Here is a 19,601-nt window from a genome sequence, read left to right on the forward strand (position 1 = left end):
ATGAGCGGACACCGCATGCTACAAGTGGAGCGTCGAGTCTTCCATTGAGGATTTCCCCCAGGCTGGCATTCAAGCGTGAAATCCCCGGATTTCCAGTAACTCGCTGAAAAAAATAAAGTTATTCAATTTGTTTCTAGTACACGCGAGCGCTGGCGAACTGCCGTTATGGCGTTTTTTTTGGGGTTCGTTAACAGCGCCGGCGTGTCCTGTTCATCCGTACTATTTGCTGGCGAATCGCTTATCCAGCACAGCTGGCCAGTCCCCGGAATTCACGATGCCGAGCACTTTAAGCTGCCCGTCAGCGGTCACCGAGACGAACAGGGCGCTGGTGTACTGACTGGTGGGAGCATGCTTGAAGCCGGTTTGTTTCTCGAAGTCGCTGATGCAGCCGCTGTGCGTGACCAGGACCAGATTGCGATGCGCCGTTTTGTGTGCGACCACATCGTCACGCATGGCCTTGCCGCATTGGGCCAGCCATTCCTGATGCGACGCCTCTTTGCCAAACATGAACTGCGCGGTTTGCATCGTGCGGGTCGCCGGGCTGCTGAACACATCAGCATGGTCCATGCCCAGGGCGTTGAACCCCTTGCCGACGTCTGTCGATGCCACGCTGCCTACCTGGGTAATGCCATCGGCTGGGCCCAGGCACGGGTTTTTCGACTGATCGCAGCGTTCGGCATGTCGAACCAGCACCACTACATCGCCTGCCTGCCAGTGTTGGAATACGCCAGCCGTTGTCATGTGATCACCTTCCGCCAGCATCGCCGGAGACCGGGGCCACAAGGTGAACCCCGTGACCAGAGCGGCCACTATCACCACTGACGCCGCTAGCGTGACCTTCAAAAACCGTTTTTTGACCGCTCGTTTAGGCAAGTCCTTGGGTAATACAGTATTAACCACGCCTTTCACCTGTAAGTCGTATTGGGATGAAGAATTTCGAATCCGTTCAAGCAGTCAGCATAGACAGTTCACGGAAAACGCGAGCATTGAAGGTCGATTTGCAATGATCAATGTAGAGGCGGGCAAGTGGGGGATAAGTGAAACGAATGTGAAAATTTCGCTGGAACGCTTAACCCACCCTTAACGACAGCTAATTGTTTGATTTTAATTGCATTGCCATCGACCAGAGACGCCTCCGCCAAGACCCCGCGCGAGGTCGTGGGGAAGGCGGCAAGAGCCGCTCAAGCCCGATTGTTTCAAGCTGTTTCGTGAGTCTGTTTTCCCAGCAGATCGATTCGGCAACCCGGGCCCGCGTCGTAGACCGCAAGCTTCATGTCGTGCAACCGCGCCACGGCCGAGACCATGCTCAAGCCCAACCCATTGCCGGGTGTGTGACGGCTCAGTTCTGAACGGTAGAGCCGGCGAAATACCGCCTCGCGCTCGTCTTCCGCAATCCCCGGACCGTTATCGATGACCCGAATGCCGACGCCCGTTGCATCACTGATGACGCTAAGACTGACGCGGCTATGGTCGGGTGAGAACTTGATCGCGTTGTCCAGCAGATTGCAGCAGGCATCGAACAGCAGTTGCGCATCGCCAGCGATCAGCGTTGGCTGCGTGCCGGCATGGAATGCCAGGCTGATGCCGCGCTCCTCGGCCAGCGGTTCATAGAGTTCGGTGGCATCGGCGCCGATCAGGTTCAGATCGACCGGCGCAAAGTGGCTGCGTCGTGCGCTGTCCTCGATTTCGGAAATGCGCAGCAAGGCACGGAACGTCATCAGCAGGCCCTTGGCCTCGCTCAGCGCCGAGTCAATGCTTGCCGCGTATTCGTCTTCGCGCAGACCCCGGCGTTGCGCGCGCTCAAGGCCTGCAATCAGTCGGGTCAGGGGCGTGCGCAGGTCGTGGGCGATGTCGTCGCAGACGCCCTTGACCTCGCTCATCAGGCGTTCCAGCTCATCGAGCATGCTGTTGACGACGTTGGCGAGGCGGTCGATGTCATCGTTGTTGCCCAGGGTGGGCAAGCGGCTGCTCAAGTCGCCCTCGATGATGCCTTTGATCGAGTCGCTCAACTTGTCGAGCCGGCGCCGCGCCGAGTAACCGAGGCCGATCGCACCTAACAGGCCGACCACCAGCAGCAGGACCCCACCGGAAACCAGCGCATGGACCAACAGTTCGTCGAACTCGCCGATATCATGCATGTCCTGGGCGACCAGCAGGATTTTGCCGTCTTCCAGTTTATGGGCAATGAACCGCACCGGACGGGAGCGATCATTGGATTTTTGCCAGTCGAACTCGGCGGGCCGATCAAATTTCTTGAACGTCGGCATTTGATGAATGGCGCCGACAATGTACTGGCCGTTTTCATCGAACAAACTGTGGGGCAGGCGACCTTCCGTGTCCGAAATGGCGTGTTTGCGGATTTCCTCTTCACGCAGTTGCGGAGTTTGCTGACTGCGGTTCTCAACCTGGCGATAGAGCGCAGTGTCGGCCTCGGTCTTCAGGTAAAACGCGGTTTGCCAGTAAATGTAACCAAACAGCGCCAGAAACGAGCAACCGAACAGCCCGAGGAACATCAGGCCCGTGCGAAAACTGATGGTGCGCGGAATCTCACTCAGGTGAACGGAGAACATAGCCGGCCCCCCGGATAGTGTGGATCATCTGCGGTTCACCTTCGGCGTCGATCTTGCGACGCAGGCGGCCGATATGCACCTCGATGACATTGGTGCGCTCGTCGTAGCTGTAATTCCACACGGCTTCAAACAACATGGTGCGCGTGACCACTTGTTCGGCGTTGCGCATCAGGTGTTCCAGCAACGCGTATTCACGCGGTACCAGGTCGATGGTTCGATCGCCACGGCGCACACTGCGCCGTAACAGGTCGACGTGCAGGTTGCCGACGCGCAACTGATTGTCCGGTTCGCGGGTGGCAGGTTCGGCACGGCGACGGCTCAAGGCGTCCAGCCGTGCGGTCAGTTCGATGAATTCGAAAGGCTTGGTCAGGTAGTCATCACCACCGGCACGCAAGCCTCGAACACGCTCATCTAGCGCGCTCAGGGCGCTGAGGATCAACACCGGCGTGCTCACGCTCGCCGCTCGCAAGGCGGTCAATACGCCCAGCCCGTCGATGCCGCCCGGCAGCATCCGGTCGAGCACGATCAGATCAAAGGGCTCGCTGAGGGCTTTGAGCAAACCGTCGCGGCCATTGTTCACGCACGTGACGGTAAACCCGTGGTCCTGCAGGGCTGCTTCAATTTCGCGAGCGGTGGAGTTGTCGTCTTCGACGACCAGAACGTGGGTCATGGGAGTTGAACCGGCCACTTGAACGGGTTAGAGATGGCATAGTGTGTCAAATCCAGGCAGGCGCCAACGTCGCCGCCGGATAAATAAAAGTTTAGGTTGAGAGAGAAAGCTCCTTGCGCATTCTAGTCGTTGAAGACGATGCCCAGACCGCCACCTACCTGTTGCGTGGGCTGACGGAAAGCGGGCATGTAGTGGATGTCGCCGAAGACGGCAACGATGGCCTGGCCATGGCCCTGGAAGGTATTCATGACGCATTGATTGTCGATCGGCGCCTGCCGGGGCTCGACGGTATCGCCCTGGTGCGGGCGATACGCAGTCGCGGCTCACGTATCCCGGTGTTGATGCTCAGCGCTCAGTCGACCACCGCGCAAAAGGTCGAAGGCTTGCAAGCCGGTTGCGACGATTACCTGGCAAAACCCTATGCGTTCGCCGAGGTGCTGGCACGTCTCGACGCTTTATTGCGCGGCGCCGATCAACCAAGTGCAGCAGGGCGTAAGCTGCAAGTCGGCGAACTCGAACTCGACTGCGCGACCCGTACGGCGGTGCGTCAGGGCCGTAGCATTGTCTTGCAACAGCGCGAGGCGCTGCTGCTGGAAAAACTCATGCGTCACAGCGGTCAGGTGGTCACCCGCGACATGCTGCTCGACAGTGCCTGGGATTACGCCTTTGACCCCAATGACAATGTCATCGACAAACATATCCATCGCCTGCGGCGCAAACTCGATGAAGGTTTCGAGTACTCGCTGATCAAGACCGTTCCGGGCGCGGGTTACAGTTTTCAGGGCCGTCGCGAGCCCGATTAAATAAATGTTTACCTGCAGGCGAACGCTCTGCAAGGCGCTGTTGGCTATCTTCGGCTGATTCGTGGACAGGCTCCACAAACGTTTCAGCCGGAGATCGCGTGCCAATGTCAGTTGCAACCTCACCGAGGCGTAACTTTTTATCCCTATCGGTGCTGCTGGGCGTATTGATGCTCGGTGGCTGCTCGATGGTGCCCGCTTACCATCAACCGGAGCTGCCGCTGGCGGCAAACTGGAATGGCGCCGGGCAAACGTCCGCCGCACGGGGAGGGCAGTGGTGGAGCGAATTCCACAGTGCTGAACTGAATGACCTGATCACCCGCGGCCTCTCGGCCAATTACACCCTTAAAGCCGCGGCCAGCCGCATCGAAGAGGCCCGCGCTTCGGCTCAGGTCGTCGGCGCCGGGCAATATCCGACCCTGGCACTGGGCGGCAATGTCCAGCGTCAGAACAATTACGGCACCACCAAGAAAAGCAGCGTATTCGCCCAAGCGACCTACGAGCTGGATTTCTGGGGCAAGCAGCGCGCTGCTGCCGACTCTGCCGACGCGCTGGCCAATGCCAGTGTGTTCGACGCACAAACCCTGCGCATGAGCCTGGGGGCGAGCATCGCCGACAGCTACTTCCAGGTCCTGTCGCTGGAAGAACGGCTGCGCCTGGCCCAGTCGATAGCCGACGACGCCAAGCAGGTACTCGATCTGGTCGAAGTCCAGGCCAGCCAGGGCGCCGTGTCCAATCTTGAAGTGGCGCAGCAACGCAACGCCCTGCAAACCTTCGAGGCGGCGATGCCACCTTTGCGTCAGCAACGCGATCTGGCGCTTTACCAATTGGCGGTACTGGTGGGCGAGACGCCGCAAGGTTTTCAGCTGAAAAGCTCCGGTCTTGACGGTTTGCAGGTGCCGCGTCCGTCCGCTGGACTGCCCATCGGCCTGCTGCGTCAGCGGCCCGATGTGCAAGCGGCTGAAGCGCGACTGGTCTCGGCCAACTTCGATGTCGGGGTTGCCCGTGCGGCGTTCTTGCCGAATCTGTCGCTGGACCTGATCGGCGGTATCGACACCATTGCCGGCGGCACCATCTGGAGCGTCGTCGGCACATTGGCCCAACCGGTGTTCACCGGCGGCCAGCTCACGGGTCAATTGCACGTTGATCAGGCCCACGTTCAGGAACTGACCGCCAGTTACCGTGAATCGGTGATCGAGGCGCTGCAAGACGTCGAAACCCAACTGAGCGCCACCCGCGAACTGGATAAAAGCTTTGCCTTGAATCAGGCCGCGGTGGACTCCGCCCGCGAAGCCGCGAGGCTGGCGCAGGTGCGTTATCGACTGGGTTCCACCGATTTCCAGACCTTGTTGATCGTCGAGCGCACCCAGTATCAGGCCGAAGACACGCTGTTGCAGGTACGCCTGCAACACCTGCAGGCCGCCGTCGGTTTGTTCCGGGCGCTGGGCGGTGATTTCACCCCCGACACCCTTGCTTCCCTTTCTCCTTCTCAGGCGTCACACCCATGAATGCTAAGCAACGCGTTGCGAACCCTCGCCATCGAGCACTCTCCTGGGCGCTACTGATTCTCCTGTTGGGCGCAGGTGCAGGTGGATTTCAGTGGGTCAAGCGGGCTCAGGCGGCTCCGGCCAAAACCGAGGCAAGCGCCGTGCCGGTGCAACTGACGCAAGTCAGCCAGCAGGACCTGCCGATCTGGCTCAGTGCGATTGGCAACGTCCAGCCGCTCAACAGCGTCAATGTTCGGGTTCGGGTGGATGGCGAGTTGCAGAAAGTCCTGTTCAAGGAAGGCCAGACCGTGAACGCCGGCAGTCTGCTGGCGGTGATCGATCCACGGGTTTACCAGGCTCAGGTGGCTCAGGCGCAAGCACTGGTGGCCAAGGATCAGGCGCAACTGGCCAACCTGCGGGTGAGTCTGGACCGGGCCAGCAAACTGGCGGCCGCCAAGGCTGGCCCGACTCAGGATGTCGACACCTATCGCGCCGAACTGGCGGCACAGCAGGCCACGGTGCAGGCGGACCAGGCGGCACTGGATAACGCACGCCTGCAACTGGAGTTCACGCAGGTCAAGGCGCCGCTGACCGGGCGTACCGGCCAGCGCTTGCTGGACGTCGGCGCCATCGCCCACGGTGCGGAAGCCACGGGCCTGGTGACCATTACCCAGATGAACCCGATCTCGGTGGCTTTCGCCGTCTCCCAGGACGAACTCCCGCAGATCCTTGAAGAAAACGCCAAGGGCGCCTTGCAAGTGGTCGCCATGACCCGCGACGGCCATCAGGAAATCGCTCGCGGCCGTCTGAGCTTCATTGACAGCCAGGTCGCTGCCGCCAGTGGTCAGATCCAGTTGAAGGCCGAGTTCGACAACAGTGCCAACCAGTTGTGGCCTGGCGAATTGGTCAGCGCACGCTTGCTGGTCAGCACCCGCCAGGACGTCACGGTGGTGCCGGCCAATGCTGTGCAGTTCGGTCGTCAGGGCAACTTCGTCTATGTAGTCGGCGCCGATCAACGGGTGCAGCCACGTCAGGTCGATGCGGCCGCCGTGGTCGATGGCAAGCAGTGGATTCGCCAAGGGCTGGCCGCTGGCGAAACGGTCGTCGTGCAAGGCCAGTCGCGTATTGCGCCGGGGGTCAAAGTCGCACCGATCAAGGCTGACGAAGCCGCTGCGCTGGCTGCAGCCACGCCGGTGGAGAGCGCACGATGAAAGGGCTCGCCGGACTGATTCAACGACGCGTGGGCCTGAGCCTGTTGGCGCTTGGGGTGATGTTGCTGGGTGCTTTCGCGTACTTCCAGTTGCCGGTAGCACCGTTGCCTACGGTGGATTTTCCGACCATTCAGGTCACTGCCAGACTCTCCGGGGCCAGCGCCGAGACCATGGCTTCATCGGTCGCGACACCACTGGAAAGAGCCTTTGCCGCGGTTCCGCAAGTCACCTCGATGACCTCCTCGAGCGCAGCCGGCAAGACCCAGGTGGTGTTGCAGTTCGACCTGTCACGCAACATCGACGGTGCTGCGCAGGATGTGCAGACCGCAATCAACACCGCGACCCCGAACCTGCCGAAGACCATGACCAGTACGCCGACCTTCAACAAGGTCAACCCGGCGGAAGGGACGGTGTTGTCGCTGGCCGTGACCTCACCGACGCGCACGCTGCCGGAACTCGACCGTTACGCGGACAACTACATTGCCCAGCGTTTGTCGCAGATGCCGGGCGTCGGCCTGGTGGATTTCCACGGTGAGCAAAAACCGGCGGTGCGGATTCAGATCGACCCGGATGCGCTGGCCGCACGGGGCCTGAGCCTGGAAGACGTGCGCAGCGTGATCGGCGTCAGTACCGTCGATCAGCCCAAGGGCACCCTTGACGGGCCGACCCGCTCCGTCACGCTCGGTGCGACCGACCAGATGCTCGACCCACAGCATTATCGGGATCAGGTGATTGCCTATAAAAACGGCATGCCGATCAAGCTCGGTGACCTTGGCCGGGTAATCGCCGGTGCCGAAGATACCCAGCAAGCCGCACAGTTGGGCGGCGAGCCGACAGTGATCGTCGACATTCACAAACAACCGGGTTTCAACCTGCTGTCGACCATCGCCACGATCAAGGCCAAGTTGCCCGAACTGACCGCGTCGTTGCCTCGCGACGTGCAGGTTCAGGTGGTGGGCGACCGTACCCAGACCATCGAAGCCTCGGTCAACGACATGCAGTTCACTTTGCTGCTGTCGATTGCCCTGGTGGTCGTGGTGATCTTCGTGTTCCTGCGCAAGGCCACCGCCACGTTGATTCCCAGCCTGACCATTCCGCTGTCGCTGGTGTCGACCTTCGGTGTGATGTATTTGCTCGGCTACAGCCTCGACAACCTGTCGATCATGGGCCTGGCCATTGCAGTCGGCTTTGTGGTGGACGATGCCATCGTGGTGATGGAAAACATCGTGCGCCATCTGGAGATGGGCAAGTCACGCCTGCAATCGGCGGTCGATGGTTTGCGCGAAGTGGCGTTCACCATTGTCTCGATGACGGTGTCGTTGATCGCGGTGTTCTTGCCGATCCTGTTGATGTCGGGGATCGTCGGGCGCTTGATGCGCGAGTTCGCAGTCACGGTCAGCGTGGCGATCATCATGTCCTGCATCGTCTCGCTGACGATCACGCCGATGCTTTGCGCCTGGCTGCTCAAACCGCATGCCGAGAGCGAGGAGGGGCGTTTCGCCCAGGTCTGCGAACGGGCGTTCACCGGCCTGCACAATGGCTATCGCCGCAGCCTTGACTGGGTGCTCGACCATCAACGTCTGACCCTTGGCGTGGCGCTGGCCACATTGCTGGCGACCGCGGTGTTGTACGTGAGCATTCCCAAGGGCTTCTTCCCGCAGCAGGACAACGGCCTGATCCAGGGTGTCGCCGAAGCCTCCGCCGATATTTCGCCGATGGCCATGCGGGACCAGGTCAACCGTGTCGCCGAGGTTGTCGGTCATGACCCGGCGGTGGCCAAGGTGTATTTCTGGATCGGCCCGAACCCGACGGTCAGCCAGGGCAAGGTGATGATCAACCTCAAGCCGTTCAGCGAGCGCACCGACAGTGCCCAAAAGGTGATCAGCCGTTTGCAGCCAGCGCTCGATCAGTTGTCCGGGGTCAAGGTCTACTTGCAGGCTAACCAGGACATCCAGATCGGTGGCCGCGCCAGTAAAACCCAGTACCAGTACACCCTTCAGGACCCGGACAGCGCAGAACTGGATCACTGGAGCGGGGTGCTGCTGGAAAAACTCAAGAGCTTGCCGCAACTGCAACACGTGACCTCAGACCAGCAACAGGCCATTGCCCAGGCAACCCTGGTGATCGACCGTGCCACGGCCGCCCGTCTGGGCGTGACGGTGCAGGCCATCGACGACGTGCTGTACGACGCCTTCGGCCAGCGTCAGGTCGCGACGATGTTCACCCAACTCGACCAGAACCATGTGGTTCTCGAACTGGACCCGCACTGGCAGACGTCCACTAGCACGCTGGAACACTTGTACGTACGCGCCAGCTCCGGAAGCCTGGTGCCATTGAATCTGTTGGCGAGCATCAAGACCGAGCAGGTGCCGATCATCATCAACCACCAAGGGGTATTTCCGGCCATCACCCTGTCGTTTGACCTGGCGCCCGGCCAAGCCCTGAGCGATGCGGTCAGTGCGATCAACCAGGCGTCTTTGGCGGTGGCGATGCCCGACTCCGTCGTCGGCAGTTTTCAGGGCACCGCCCAGGCGTTCCAGGACTCGTTGAAATCACAGCCCTGGTTGATTCTGGCGGCGATTCTGACCGTCTATATCGTGTTGGGCGTGCTCTACGAGAACGCGATTCACCCGTTGACGATCATTTCGACCCTGCCGTCCGCCGGGTTCGGTGCGCTGCTGGCATTGATGCTCTGTGGACAGGACCTGTCGGTCCTTGGGATGATCGGCATTATTCTGCTGATCGGCATCGTCAAGAAGAACGCGATCATGATCGTTGACTTCACGCTGTCGGCCCAGCAACGTGGCCTGTCTGCCCGAGACGCCGTGCGCGAAGGGTGCCTGTTGCGGTTGCGGCCGATCCTGATGACCTCGCTGGCGGCATTGCTCGGTGCGCTGCCATTGGCGTTCGGCCACGGTGCCGGCTCGGAGCTTCGCCAGCCATTGGGCATTGCCATTGTCGGTGGCCTGGCGGTCTCGCAGATCCTGACGTTGTACACCACCCCGGTCGTCTACCTTTGGTTTGAGCGTCGGCGTCGCAGCCAAAAACTCGTCGCGCAGAACATCAGGGTGTGACGTCGGCATTCAAACACTGGAAAGACATGGACTCCAAGCAAAGCCTGGCAAAAAGGATTGTGATTGTTTTCGCACTGATGACTGCGTTTGTCGCAGGGGTCTTTGCGGTTGGCATTGTCGCGACCGTGCATATCGTTGAAAGAAAGCTCACCACCACCAGCCTGGGTGGCGGGCTGCAACGCCTGCTGCTGATGGACAACACCGACGACTGGACCCATCGACCGGAGAAAGACGAGCTGTTTTTCTTTGAGGGCGGGCTGGGTGAAATGGCCCCCGACGCGCAGCTCAAGGCGTTGCAGCCGGGGTTTCAGGAAATCGTCTTTGGCGGTGAGGACTACTACGCCATGGTGAAGGTGGTCGAAGGTCGCCAATACGTCCTGCTGAAAGATCAGCGAAGCCATGAACAACGCGAACGCGTGCTGTACGCGGTGGTGATTGTCGGGTTCGTGTTGAGCATCCTGCTGGCGATCCTGTTGGGGTGGCTGCTGGCACGACGCGTTATGGCCCCGGTGATCCGTTTGGCGCGTCAGGTGCGCCACCGTGATCAGTTGCTGGAACTCGCACCGCCGCTGGCGACCAAGTACGCTGTCGATGAAGTCGGCGAACTGGCAGTGTCCTTTGATCAAACCCTGGGTCGACTGCGCGAGGCTCTGGGCCGGGAAAAACTCTTCACCAGCGATGTCAGCCACGAATTGCGAACGCCGTTGATGGTGCTTGCCAGTTCATGTGAGCTGTTGTTGAGCAATCGTGCCCTGGATCAGCGCTCGATGGCCCAGGTCAGCCGTATTGCCAGGGCCAGCGATGAAATGCGACAGCTGGTCGACACGTTCCTGATGCTGGCGCGTGACCGGGATAACGACTCCGGTAACGGTGGCAACGCCTCCTTGAAAGAGGTTGCCGATGCGTTGGCGGAGATCTGGGGCAGGCTGATCCGGGAAAAAGGCCTGGAGTTCATCTACCTCGACGAGCAGACCTCAAACACCTGCTATAACCTGACGTTCCTGCAATCGGTGATGGGCAACCTGCTGCGCAACGCCTGGCACTATACTGATCATGGCTTCATTCGCCTGACCCTGCGTGATCATGGCTTCAGCGTGGAAGACAGCGGTATCGGTATTCCGGAAGAAAAACGCCATGCGATGTTCCAGCCCTTTGTCAGGGGCGACGAACACCGGGGCGAAGGGCTGGGATTGGGGCTGTCGCTGGTTCAGCGGATCTGCGCCAACCAGAACTGGCGAGTGGAACTCACCACCCGCGAACCCCACGGCTGTCATTTCGCCGTGGACCTGGCAGAGCGTCAGGAGCAACTCCTGCTCTAGCAGGCGCGGAAATGCCCGTTGGTCGGTTCGCCTGAAAGGCCGGTCGATTTGCGTTCTTGCAGATCGACTAACCGGTAAATCGATGACGCATTTCAAAGAGGAGAGTGATCATGTCCTATGTCGATGGCTTCGTTGCAGCCGTACCCACCGCCAACCGCGATAAATTCAAGCAGCACGCCGAGTTCATGGCCGGTATTTTCAAGGAAAACGGCGCGCTGAGCGTGACTGAATGCTGGGGCGACGATGTGCCTCAAGGCAAACTGACCTCGTTCCCGATGGCGGTGAAACTTAAGGAAGACGAGACGGTGGTATTTTCGTGGATCATCTGGCCGGACCGCCAAACGCGCGACACCGGCATGCAGAAGTTCATGGAAGATCCCAGGCTTAAATCGCTGGATAACTCGATGCCTTTCGATGGGCAACGGTTGATCTTCGGCGGTTTCGAGATGATCGTAAACGTCTGAAGTATGTCGCAACATCCGGATGTCAGGCGGGCCTGAAAAGGATGCAGGCCCGCCCCGGATGGCGCGCCGGTTATTCCGGAAGGGTGATTCGGCAACTCTTGCGATTACGGATTTCGTTATCCGTTGGCCGCTCTTTCACGAACTCGAAACGCGGCTCGCCCTCGTTGTAGGTGACCAGCCAACCCCACTCCAGCTCGGACTCACCTTGCCCGGGTTTCGGCGGCGTAGCCCACCAGGGTTCCTTGCTGACAATCTGGCGCATACCCCCTCCACGTGGTCTGGGCTCTTTCAACTATAACGTGGATGACTGAAGGCGCCAGAAATGCGTTTTGAGTGGGCCGGCAGATTAGTGCCGGCCCACGTTCGTCAGCTTAAAACGGTTTGTAAGGCAGGAATTTTCCGTCCAGGGTGATGACCGCACGGGAGCCACCTTCGGGATCTTCGACCTTCTTGATGTCCATCTTGAAGTTGATGGCGCTGATAATGCCGTCACCGAACTGCTCGTGAACAATCGACTTCAGGGCAGTGCCGTACACCTGGATCATCTCGTAGAAGCGGTAGATGGTCGGGTCGGTCGGTACGCCGCTGGCGAGAGAGCCGCGAAGCGGGATGGTTTGCAATTGGGCGACGGCGTCGTTGTCCAGGCCCAGGTGCTGGACCACCACGTTGGCAGCCGCTTCCGGCAGTGGGTGTTGGCCGAGCAGGGCAGCTGTGACGTAGAGCAGGCTCAGGCCGGTGCCTTCAGTCAGGTTTTCCCAGGACAGGTCCTTGCGGGCCTTGGCTTCGAGGATTTTGCCGGTCAGGGCCAGCGTTGGGTCTTGATAAGCATGGGACTGTTGCATGGTGCTTCTCCTGCGGATTGATGGGGTGTGTGGTTCAAGCGACGTTGGCGACAGCCCGGGCGGGCATGGCGCAGGTGTCCGGGAAATCGGCTATCGAGACGAACTGCCGGGAAACACCATCGAGCGCGTCGATGCCGCCACTTTCGATGTCGTAGACCCAGCCGTGCAGATTCAACGCGCCTTGCTCCTGGGCCAGGCGAACGCTGGGATGAGTCTGCAGATTGACCAGTTGAGCAATGACGTTTTCTTTGACCAGTGAGGTCAGGCGCGCTTCGTCACTGTTGTGAGGGCGGGCGGCATTGATCACCTTGGCGCCTTCGGAGTAGCGCAACCAATTGGCGACGGCGGGCAAGTGGTCCAGGCATTTGCACTGGGCAATGGCGGTCATCGCGCCGCAATCGGAGTGCCCGCAGATCACCACATCGGTGACGCCCAGTACGGCAACGGCGTACTCGACCGTGGCGGAGACACCGCCAGGCTCGGGGCCGTAGGACGGCACGATGTTGCCGGCATTGCGAATCACGAACAGTTCGCCGGGTTCTTGCTGGGTCAGCAACTCCGGCACGACACGACTGTCGGAGCAGGCAATGAACAGTGTTTTAGGCGACTGGGTAGAGGCCAGATGCTTGAACAGGCTGGAGCGCTGTGGAAACGCTTCACGCTGAAACTTGAGGAAGCCATCGATCAACTCTTTCATGGTGAAGTACCTTGCCGTTGTGGTTGGCTGAAAGAATGAACGCGCACAGCTATAGCGTCCAAGATCGATGGCTTATGGTTTTTATAGGCTGATCCTATAGTTGGAAGGGTTTGCTTATTTTAATAGCGGCGAAGGGCAGCGCTCGAACCAGCGGCCCGCCTGTTTGTAGGCGTGGGCGTGCTGACGCCGTCGGCGGATGTGGAGTGGTTTATCCAGTGGCTGAAGACCGAGTTGGGACGCGAACTCAGCGATTGAAGCACGGCTGAAGAAATTGAACTGACAGAGCGTCCAATGAATGCGGGAAAACATTAACCTGAGCGTAACGGTTCGCCGCTCATCTTGATTGATGCCGCCCTCCGTTAGCTCCTAAGGTAGCTCCACGTAAGCGAACCCGTGGAGTGAGCATGACAACAACAATATCCCCCGACTCGCGCTGGACGCGGCGGCGCAATGAAAAACAGCGTCGCCTGGAGCAGGTGCGGGGTCTCGCCGATGGCGTGGTTTTGCCCACCGACAAGATCGTTGCGGCGCTGGAGGCCTTGATTCTGCCTGGCGACCGCGTGGTGCTGGAGGGCAACAACCAGAAGCAGGCGGACTTTCTATCCCGTTCCCTGGCCAAGGCCGATCCGGCCAGGCTGCATGACCTGCACATGATCATGCCCAGCGTCGGCCGCTCCGAGCACCTGGACCTGTTCGAACGAGGCATCGCGCGCAAGCTCGATTTCTCCTTTGCCGGCACCCAGAGCCTGCGCATCAGCCAGTTGCTTGAAGATGGTTTGCTGGAAATCGGCGCGATCCACACCTACATCGAACTCTACGCCCGGCTGGTGGTGGACCTGATTCCCAACGTGGTGCTCTCGGCCGGTTTCATGGCCGACCGTGCCGGCAATATCTACACCGGGCCGAGCACCGAGGACACTCCGGCGCTGATCGAGCCGGCGGCCTTCAGCGACGGCATTGTGATCGTCCAGGTCAACCAGTTGGTGGACGACGTCAGCGAGTTGCCCCGCGTGGACATTCCGGCATCCTGGGTGGATTTCGTGGTGGTGGCCGACAAGCCGTTCTACATTGAACCGTTGTTCACCCGCGATCCCCGGCACATCAAGCCCGTGCATGTGCTGATGGCGATGATGGCGATCCGCGGGATCTACGAAAAACACAATGTTCAGTCGCTCAACCACGGTATCGGTTTCAACACTGCCGCCATCGAATTGATCTTGCCGACCTACGGCGAATCGCTTGGACTCAAGGGCAAGATCTGCCGCAACTGGACCCTCAATCCACACCCGACGCTGATTCCGGCCATCGAAAGTGGCTGGGTCGAAAGCGTGCATTGCTTCGGCACCGAACTCGGGATGGAGAACTACATTGCCGCGCGCCCGGACGTATTTTTCACCGGTCGCGACGGTTCCCTGCGTTCGAATCGAATGTTCTGCCAACTGGCCGGGCAGTACGCGGTGGACCTGTTTATCGGCGCAACCTTGCAGGTGGACGGCGACGGCCATTCTTCCACCGTGACCCGTGGACGCCTGGCCGGTTTTGGCGGCGCGCCGAACATGGGCCACGACCCGCGTGGCCGCCGCCACGGGACCCCGGCCTGGCTCGACATGCGCCACGACGATGCCCCCGAAGCGCTGCTCGAACGTGGCAAGAAGCTGGTGGTGCAAATGGTCGAGACCTTCCAGGAGGGCGGCAAACCGACTTTCGTTGAAACCCTCGATGCGGTTGAAGTGGCGAAGAAAAGCGGCATGCCGCTGGCGCCGATCATGATCTACGGCGACGACGTCACTCACCTGCTCACCGAAGAAGGCATCGCCTATTTGTACAAGGCGCGCTCCCTGGAAGAACGCCAGGCAATGATCGCGGCGGTGGCCGGGGTCACCGCCATCGGCCTGCGCCATAACCCCAAAGACACTGCGCGGATGCGCCGCGAGGGTCTGATCGCCTTGCCCGAAGACCTCGGCATCCGCCGCACCGACGCCACCCGCGAATTGCTGGCGGCGAAAAGCGTCGCCGATCTGGTGGAGTGGTCGGGTGGCTTGTACAACCCGCCCGCCAAATTCAGGAGCTGGTAATGCACGCACTTAATCTGCAACCCAAGCGCCTGACGCTGGCCGAACGGCTGGCGGACCTGGCGGTAGACGCGCTGATCGACGAAGCCGACCTGTCACCCAAACCGGCGCTGGTCGATCGTCGCGGCAACGGTGCCCACAACGATTTGCACCTGGGGCTGATGCACGCTTCGGCGCTGTCGCTGTGGCCGGCCTTCAAGGACATGGCTGAAGCGGCCAGCGTGTTTGGCGAAGTCGGCTTGCCGCTGCGCGAGGCCCTCGGGCAAATCGGTCGCGACGGTGAACAAACGATGCTGGCCACCACCGATGGCGTGAACACCCATCGCGGAGCGATCTGGGCCTTGGGCCTGTTGGTCGCCGCCGCCGCGCTGGAACCTGAATCCACTTCCGCCAGCGCGGTCACTGTGCGCGCCGCGCGTCTGGCCTTACTCGAGGATCGCCATGCGCCGCGGCCGTTCAGCCACGGCGCTCAAGTAGCGCAACGTTACGGGGCGCGGGGCGCTCGGGAAGAGGCACAACTGGGTTTTCCGGCCGTGATGCAATTCGGCCTGCCACAACTCTTGCGCAGCCGCGCGGCGGGTAGCGGTGAACAGAACGCCCGGCTCGATGCCTTGCTGGCGATCATGAGCACGCTCGCCGATACCTGCGTGCTTTACCGCGCAGGCGAGCAGGGGTTGCAAACCATGCAACTCGGCGCCCGCTCGGTGCTGGAGGCGGGCGGCAGCGCCAGCCTGGCCGGTCGTCGCCGGTTGCATGAGCTGGACCAACAATTAATTGCGTTGAATGCCTCGCCCGGCGGCGCTGCGGATTTGCTTGCAGCCTGCCTGTTTATCGACCGCAACTCATCCTGCGACGGCGTCATCCAGGGAGCTTTCTGATGGAAACCTTAACCTTTGAATTCCCCGCCGGGCAGCCGGCGCGGGGCAGGGCGCTGGTCGGCTGTGTCGGCTCGGGCGATCTTGAAGTGCTGCTTGAACCGGGACAGGCCGGCACGCTGACGATCCAGGTGCAGACCTCGGTCAATGGCAGCCAACAGCGCTGGCAGCATGTGTTTGCACGGATGTTTGACGGCCAGACACCGCCAGCGGTGGCCATCGATATTCATGATTTCGGGGCCACGCCAGGCGTGGTGCGCTTGCGTCTGGAACAGGGCTTCGAGGAGATTGGCCATGAGTGACAGCGCAGCGCTGCTCAACAAACACAGCTTCGTCGAACTCGGTGCCCGGCAACGCGCCAAGGCCTTGCTCGACGCCGGGACCTTCCGTGAATTGCTCGACCCGTTCCAGCGCGTCATGTCGCCATGGCTGTCGCGTCAGGGCGTGGTACCGCAAGCCGACGACGGTGTGGTCATCGCCAAGGGCAGTATCGGTGGTTTGCCAGTGGTGATCGCCGCCATCGAAGGCGCCTTTCAGGGCGGCAGCCTGGGTGAAGTCGGCGGGGCGAAAATTGCCGGTGCGCTGGAATTGGCAGCCGAGGACAACCGCAAGGGCATCGCCACCCGCGCCGTGCTGTTGCTGGAAACCGGTGGCGTGCGTTTGCAGGAAGCCAACCTCGGGCTGGCGGCGATTGCCGATATTCACGCGGCGATTGTCGATTTGCGCCAGTACCAGCCGGTGATCGGTGTGGTGGCCGGCAGCGTCGGTTGTTTCGGCGGCATGTCGATTGCCGCCGGGTTATGCAGCTATTTGCTGGTCACTCAGGAAGCGCGACTTGGCCTCAATGGCCCGCAAGTGATCGAGCAGGAAGCCGGGATCGAGGAATACGACTCGCGCGACCGTCCGTTCATCTGGAGCCTGACCGGCGGCGAGCAACGGTTTGCCAGTGGGCTGGTGGATCGGTATGTCGCCGATGACGCGGCGCAGATTCAGCAACAGGTCAGCGAGTTGTTGCAGCAGGGGCTACCCGCTGAACAGCGCAGTCGTCAGGCGGATCGGTTCCTGCAACGCCTCGCCCGTCTGGACGCGATGCCACAAATCGAACCGGCGACGGTTCGCGATCTGTATCAAGGAGCGCACTCATGAGCGGTTATTCCCTGAGAGGTTTGCACTGGTTTCAGGCCTTGAGTGCCGGCTCCACCGTCGTCGACGGATTGTCCGCTTCGTTGAAAGTCGCCGACGGCGTGCTGGGCGAGCAGCCCGTGCGGTTTATCGCGGTGGTGGCCGATCCACAGAACCGCTTTATCCGCGCCCGTCACGGCGAGGTCGGTTTGTTGGAGGGCTGGGGTTTGGCCAAAGCGGTGGATGAAGTCATTGAAGCCGATCGCGCCAAACCGCAAAAGCGCGCATTGATCGCCATCGTCGATGTGCCGAGCCAGGCCTATGGTCGCCGCGAAGAAGCCCTGGGCATCCATCAGGCGCTGGCCGCTGCTGCAGACAGTTATGCCCGCGCACGACTGGCCGGGCATGCGGTGATCGGTTTGCTGGTGGGCAAGGCGATGTCCGGGGCGTTTCTGGCCCACGGTTATCAGGCCAACCGACTGATTGCCCTGCGTGACCCTGGGGTAATGGTTCACGCCATGGGCAAGGTCTCGGCTGCGCGGGTCACCCTGCGCAGCGTTGAAGAGCTCGAAGTGCTGGCCGCCAGCGTACCGCCGATGGCCTATGACATCGACAGCTATGCCAGCCTTGGCCTGCTCTGGGAAACCCTGACGGTGGAGCAGATCGAGCAGCCGACCGCGGGCGATCTGGCTCGGGTCAGCGACTGTTTGCGCCAGGCCATTGGCGACGTTGAAACCACCGGGGCTGATTTGAGCTCGCGTCTGGGGGCGGCCAATCGTTCGGCGTCGAGCAAGGTTCGCCAACTGCTGCGTGAGCAATGGTGAACGGATTTCTGGCCCATGACCTGCTCTGGGGGCTGACCGCGGAGCAGTTGCCAGCGGACGCGCCGCGCTGGGCCGTCGAGGTGACACGTAAGGGGCAGCCGGTCGTGGTTCGACGCGCCTTGAGTGCCACCGATCAGATTGCGGTGGGCGTACGAGGAGCGTTGCGCGAGCAACGTTATGCCACATGGATGGCGGTCGAGGCGATCCGGCAGCGGATTCGACCGGAAGACCTTTGCCATGTCGAGGGTGATCGCGACCTGCCGGCCTTGCAGGCCCTGGCGCAACTGCGGCCAATGCTCGATGCCTGCGGTTGGGTCTGGGGCGTCAGCGGCAGCGCCGGGTTTGAGTTGGCCTGTGGTGTGACGGCCTTGCATGAACGCAGCGATCTCGACTTGATCCTGCGTACGCCGCAACCGTTGGATCGGGTTCAGGCGCGGGAACTGCTGACGTGGCTGGACGCCGCGGCGTGCCCGGTGGACATGCAATTGCAAACGCCACTGGGCGCGGTTGCCTTGCGCGAATGGGCCGGTCCGGCACAGCGGGTGCTGCTCAAAAACGCCCGCGAAGCGCGGTTGGTGACCGACCCTTGGTATCCACAGGAGCAAACGGCGTGAGCAGCCTGTTGGTGTTTCCCGGCCAGGGCGCGCAGCAGCCGGGCATGCTCCATCGTTTGCCCGAGGCGACGGTGATCGAGGCGAGTGAGGTGTTGGGGGAGGATGTTCTGCTACTCGATTCTGCCCAGGCGCTGAAATCAACCCGTGCGGTTCAGCTGTGCCTGCTGATCGCAAGTGTTGCTGCAGCGCGTTTGTTGTTGCTGCAGGGATGTACGGCAGATTACGTGGCCGGGCTGTCCATCGGCGCGTATCCGGCGGCGGTGGTGGCGGGTGCATTGCGTTTCAGCGATGCGCTGCATCTGGTCGGCCTGCGGGGTGAGTTGATGCAACAGGCCTGGCCGCAGGGCTACGGCATGACCGCGATCATCGGTCTGGACCTCGCGACCGTGGAAGGCTTGCTGTCACGGGTTCACAGCATTGAAACGCCGGTCTACCTGGCCAACATCAATGCCGACAACCAGATGGTGATTGCCGGCAGTGATGCGGCGATGAACGCCGTTGCCGAGTTGGCCCGAGGGTGTGGCGCAGGGTTGGCCAAACGGCTGGCGGTCAGCGTGCCGTCGCATTGCCCGCTGCTCGATGAGCCCGCGCAGGTACTGGCCGAGGCGTTTGCCAAAGTGCCATTGAAGCTACCGACAATCGGCTATTTGAGTGGCAGCCGCGCCCGGCCGATCCGTTCGGTCGAGGCGTTGCGCGATGACCTGGCGTTCAACATGTGCCGGCTCGTGGACTGGCGCGGCACCGTACAAAGCGCCTACGAACGTGGCGTGCGGTTGCACATCGAACTGCCGCCCGGCGCAGTGCTGACCGCACTGGCGCGACGGGTGTTTGAACAAGGCACGGTGATCGCCTTCGATGGTGCGCGCCTGGACACGTTGCAAGCGCTGCTGCGTGAGGAGGGACGTCGCCAACCCTAGACACCGCTCACGCTGCGAAGGACAAAAACAATAACTTCGACGA

General features: G+C 61.2%; 20 protein-coding genes. 14 read left to right on the plus strand and 6 right to left on the minus strand.

Going from position 1 to position 19,601, the window contains the following annotated elements; genetic code table 11:
* Positions 1 to 219 precede the first annotated feature (219 nt).
* On the minus strand, positions 220 to 819 hold the full coding sequence (gene pmrG / locus AC1DIH_RS00510; RefSeq protein WP_477770517.1) for a lipopolysaccharide core heptose(II)-phosphate phosphatase PmrG: 600 nt from the start codon (positions 817 to 819) through the stop codon (positions 220 to 222).
* Here pmrG and AC1DIH_RS00515 point away from each other — a divergent pair.
* Positions 794 to 1,084, plus strand: coding sequence for a hypothetical protein (locus AC1DIH_RS00515; protein WP_477770529.1), 291 nt, complete (start codon positions 794 to 796; stop codon positions 1,082 to 1,084). The two genes, pmrG and AC1DIH_RS00515, sit on opposite strands and share 26 nt — an antisense overlap.
* A gap of 112 nt (positions 1,085 to 1,196) precedes the next feature.
* Here the strand turns inward: AC1DIH_RS00515 and AC1DIH_RS00520 are convergent, their stop codons facing one another.
* Both AC1DIH_RS00520 and AC1DIH_RS00525 read right to left on the minus strand, forming a co-directional pair.
* Positions 1,197 to 2,570: a sensor histidine kinase gene (locus tag AC1DIH_RS00520; RefSeq protein ID WP_477770192.1), complete on the minus strand. Its 1,374-nt coding sequence runs from the start codon at positions 2,568 to 2,570 to the stop codon at positions 1,197 to 1,199.
* A complete protein-coding gene (locus tag AC1DIH_RS00525) occupies positions 2,548 to 3,240 on the minus strand; it encodes a response regulator transcription factor (protein ID WP_477770193.1) in 693 nt (230 codons plus the stop codon). Before AC1DIH_RS00525 ends, AC1DIH_RS00520 begins: the two co-directional genes overlap by 23 nt.
* A gap of 113 nt (positions 3,241 to 3,353) precedes the next feature.
* Here AC1DIH_RS00525 and AC1DIH_RS00530 point away from each other — a divergent pair, with 113 nt between their 5' ends.
* The 6 genes from AC1DIH_RS00530 to AC1DIH_RS00555 all read left to right on the plus strand — a co-directional run bounded on the left by AC1DIH_RS00530 (position 3,354) and on the right by AC1DIH_RS00555 (position 11,595).
* On the plus strand, positions 3,354 to 4,043 hold the full coding sequence (locus AC1DIH_RS00530; protein ID WP_477770194.1) for a response regulator transcription factor: 690 nt from the start codon (positions 3,354 to 3,356) through the stop codon (positions 4,041 to 4,043).
* A gap of 104 nt (positions 4,044 to 4,147) precedes the next feature.
* Positions 4,148 to 5,548, plus strand: coding sequence for an efflux transporter outer membrane subunit (locus AC1DIH_RS00535; RefSeq protein WP_477770195.1), 1,401 nt, complete (start codon positions 4,148 to 4,150; stop codon positions 5,546 to 5,548).
* Positions 5,545 to 6,738 carry an efflux RND transporter periplasmic adaptor subunit gene (locus AC1DIH_RS00540; RefSeq protein ID WP_477770196.1) on the plus strand — a complete coding sequence of 398 codons (1,194 nt, stop codon included), beginning with the start codon at positions 5,545 to 5,547 and terminating at the stop codon, positions 6,736 to 6,738. The genes AC1DIH_RS00535 and AC1DIH_RS00540 overlap by 4 nt, the downstream gene beginning before the upstream one ends.
* The gene (locus AC1DIH_RS00545) at positions 6,735 to 9,812 is read left to right on the plus strand and encodes an efflux RND transporter permease subunit (RefSeq protein ID WP_477770197.1); all 3,078 of its coding nucleotides are present in this window, start codon (positions 6,735 to 6,737) and stop codon (positions 9,810 to 9,812) included. The genes AC1DIH_RS00540 and AC1DIH_RS00545 overlap by 4 nt, the downstream gene beginning before the upstream one ends.
* A 26-nt stretch (positions 9,813 to 9,838) precedes the next feature.
* The gene (locus tag AC1DIH_RS00550; protein ID WP_477770198.1) at positions 9,839 to 11,131 is read left to right on the plus strand and encodes a sensor histidine kinase; all 1,293 of its coding nucleotides are present in this window, start codon (positions 9,839 to 9,841) and stop codon (positions 11,129 to 11,131) included.
* Between the two features lie 110 nt (positions 11,132 to 11,241).
* The gene (locus AC1DIH_RS00555; protein ID WP_427527831.1) at positions 11,242 to 11,595 is read left to right on the plus strand and encodes a DUF1428 domain-containing protein; all 354 of its coding nucleotides are present in this window, start codon (positions 11,242 to 11,244) and stop codon (positions 11,593 to 11,595) included.
* A 70-nt stretch (positions 11,596 to 11,665) separates the two neighbouring features.
* Here the strand turns inward: AC1DIH_RS00555 and AC1DIH_RS00560 are convergent, their stop codons facing one another.
* The 3 genes from AC1DIH_RS00560 to AC1DIH_RS00570 all read right to left on the minus strand — a co-directional run bounded on the left by AC1DIH_RS00560 (position 11,666) and on the right by AC1DIH_RS00570 (position 13,134).
* On the minus strand, positions 11,666 to 11,857 hold the full coding sequence (locus AC1DIH_RS00560) for a hypothetical protein (protein ID WP_019690485.1): 192 nt from the start codon (positions 11,855 to 11,857) through the stop codon (positions 11,666 to 11,668).
* 109 nt (positions 11,858 to 11,966) lie between these two features.
* Entirely contained in the window at positions 11,967 to 12,437 is a 471-nt protein-coding gene (gene cynS / locus AC1DIH_RS00565; RefSeq protein ID WP_477770199.1) for a cyanase, read from the minus strand.
* Between the two features lie 34 nt (positions 12,438 to 12,471).
* A complete protein-coding gene (locus tag AC1DIH_RS00570) occupies positions 12,472 to 13,134 on the minus strand; it encodes a carbonic anhydrase (RefSeq protein ID WP_477770200.1) in 663 nt (220 codons plus the stop codon).
* Positions 13,135 to 13,538: 404 nt separating this feature from the next.
* On the opposite strand from AC1DIH_RS00570, the gene mdcA reads away from it, so the two are divergent.
* Genes mdcA through mdcH form a run of 7 tightly spaced genes read left to right on the plus strand, consistent with a single transcriptional unit; the run spans position 13,539 to position 19,558 of the window.
* Positions 13,539 to 15,209, plus strand: a complete 1,671-nt coding sequence (mdcA, locus tag AC1DIH_RS00575) for a malonate decarboxylase subunit alpha (RefSeq protein WP_477770201.1) — start codon at positions 13,539 to 13,541, stop codon at positions 15,207 to 15,209.
* Entirely contained in the window at positions 15,209 to 16,084 is an 876-nt protein-coding gene (locus tag AC1DIH_RS00580) for a triphosphoribosyl-dephospho-CoA synthase (protein WP_477770202.1), read from the plus strand. Before mdcA ends, AC1DIH_RS00580 begins: the two co-directional genes overlap by 1 nt.
* Positions 16,084 to 16,383 (plus strand): malonate decarboxylase subunit delta, encoded by a 300-nt coding sequence (locus tag AC1DIH_RS00585; RefSeq protein WP_477770203.1) that lies wholly within the window; start codon positions 16,084 to 16,086, stop codon positions 16,381 to 16,383. Before AC1DIH_RS00580 ends, AC1DIH_RS00585 begins: the two co-directional genes overlap by 1 nt.
* Entirely contained in the window at positions 16,376 to 17,227 is an 852-nt protein-coding gene (locus tag AC1DIH_RS00590; RefSeq protein ID WP_477770204.1) for a biotin-independent malonate decarboxylase subunit beta, read from the plus strand. The genes AC1DIH_RS00585 and AC1DIH_RS00590 overlap by 8 nt, the downstream gene beginning before the upstream one ends.
* Positions 17,224 to 18,027 (plus strand): biotin-independent malonate decarboxylase subunit gamma, encoded by an 804-nt coding sequence (mdcE, locus tag AC1DIH_RS00595; protein ID WP_477770205.1) that lies wholly within the window; start codon positions 17,224 to 17,226, stop codon positions 18,025 to 18,027. The genes AC1DIH_RS00590 and mdcE overlap by 4 nt, the downstream gene beginning before the upstream one ends.
* Complete coding sequence (locus AC1DIH_RS00600; protein ID WP_477770206.1) at positions 18,021 to 18,641, plus strand: malonate decarboxylase holo-ACP synthase; 621 nt, start codon at positions 18,021 to 18,023, stop codon at positions 18,639 to 18,641. The genes mdcE and AC1DIH_RS00600 overlap by 7 nt, the downstream gene beginning before the upstream one ends.
* Positions 18,638 to 19,558, plus strand: coding sequence for a malonate decarboxylase subunit epsilon (gene mdcH / locus AC1DIH_RS00605; RefSeq protein WP_477770207.1), 921 nt, complete (start codon positions 18,638 to 18,640; stop codon positions 19,556 to 19,558). The genes AC1DIH_RS00600 and mdcH overlap by 4 nt, the downstream gene beginning before the upstream one ends.
* The last annotated feature ends 43 nt before the right edge of the window (positions 19,559 to 19,601 follow it).

This window comes from Pseudomonas sp. 05N36, assembly GCF_056397385.1.

Excerpts from the sequence above, each read along its gene's own strand:
- AC1DIH_RS00580 (WP_477770202.1), top strand. The coding sequence starts at position 15,209 with ATGCACGCACTTAATCTGCAACCCAAGCGCCTGACGCTGGCCGAACGG.
- AC1DIH_RS00540 (WP_477770196.1), top strand. The coding sequence starts at position 5,545 with ATGAATGCTAAGCAACGCGTTGCGAACCCTCGCCATCGAGCACTCTCC.
- AC1DIH_RS00600 (WP_477770206.1), top strand. The coding sequence starts at position 18,021 with ATGGTGAACGGATTTCTGGCCCATGACCTGCTCTGGGGGCTGACCGCG.
- cynS (WP_477770199.1), bottom strand. The coding sequence starts at position 12,437 with ATGCAACAGTCCCATGCTTATCAAGACCCAACGCTGGCCCTGACCGGC.
- AC1DIH_RS00550 (WP_477770198.1), top strand. The coding sequence starts at position 9,839 with ATGGACTCCAAGCAAAGCCTGGCAAAAAGGATTGTGATTGTTTTCGCA.
- AC1DIH_RS00585 (WP_477770203.1), top strand. The coding sequence starts at position 16,084 with ATGGAAACCTTAACCTTTGAATTCCCCGCCGGGCAGCCGGCGCGGGGC.
- AC1DIH_RS00590 (WP_477770204.1), top strand. The coding sequence starts at position 16,376 with ATGAGTGACAGCGCAGCGCTGCTCAACAAACACAGCTTCGTCGAACTC.
- AC1DIH_RS00560 (WP_019690485.1), bottom strand. The coding sequence starts at position 11,857 with ATGCGCCAGATTGTCAGCAAGGAACCCTGGTGGGCTACGCCGCCGAAA.
- mdcA (WP_477770201.1), top strand. The coding sequence starts at position 13,539 with ATGACAACAACAATATCCCCCGACTCGCGCTGGACGCGGCGGCGCAAT.
- mdcE (WP_477770205.1), top strand. The coding sequence starts at position 17,224 with ATGAGCGGTTATTCCCTGAGAGGTTTGCACTGGTTTCAGGCCTTGAGT.
- AC1DIH_RS00525 (WP_477770193.1), bottom strand. The coding sequence starts at position 3,240 with ATGACCCACGTTCTGGTCGTCGAAGACGACAACTCCACCGCTCGCGAA.
- AC1DIH_RS00535 (WP_477770195.1), top strand. The coding sequence starts at position 4,148 with ATGTCAGTTGCAACCTCACCGAGGCGTAACTTTTTATCCCTATCGGTG.
- AC1DIH_RS00545 (WP_477770197.1), top strand. The coding sequence starts at position 6,735 with ATGAAAGGGCTCGCCGGACTGATTCAACGACGCGTGGGCCTGAGCCTG.
- AC1DIH_RS00555 (WP_427527831.1), top strand. The coding sequence starts at position 11,242 with ATGTCCTATGTCGATGGCTTCGTTGCAGCCGTACCCACCGCCAACCGC.
- AC1DIH_RS00570 (WP_477770200.1), bottom strand. The coding sequence starts at position 13,134 with ATGAAAGAGTTGATCGATGGCTTCCTCAAGTTTCAGCGTGAAGCGTTT.
- AC1DIH_RS00520 (WP_477770192.1), bottom strand. The coding sequence starts at position 2,570 with ATGTTCTCCGTTCACCTGAGTGAGATTCCGCGCACCATCAGTTTTCGC.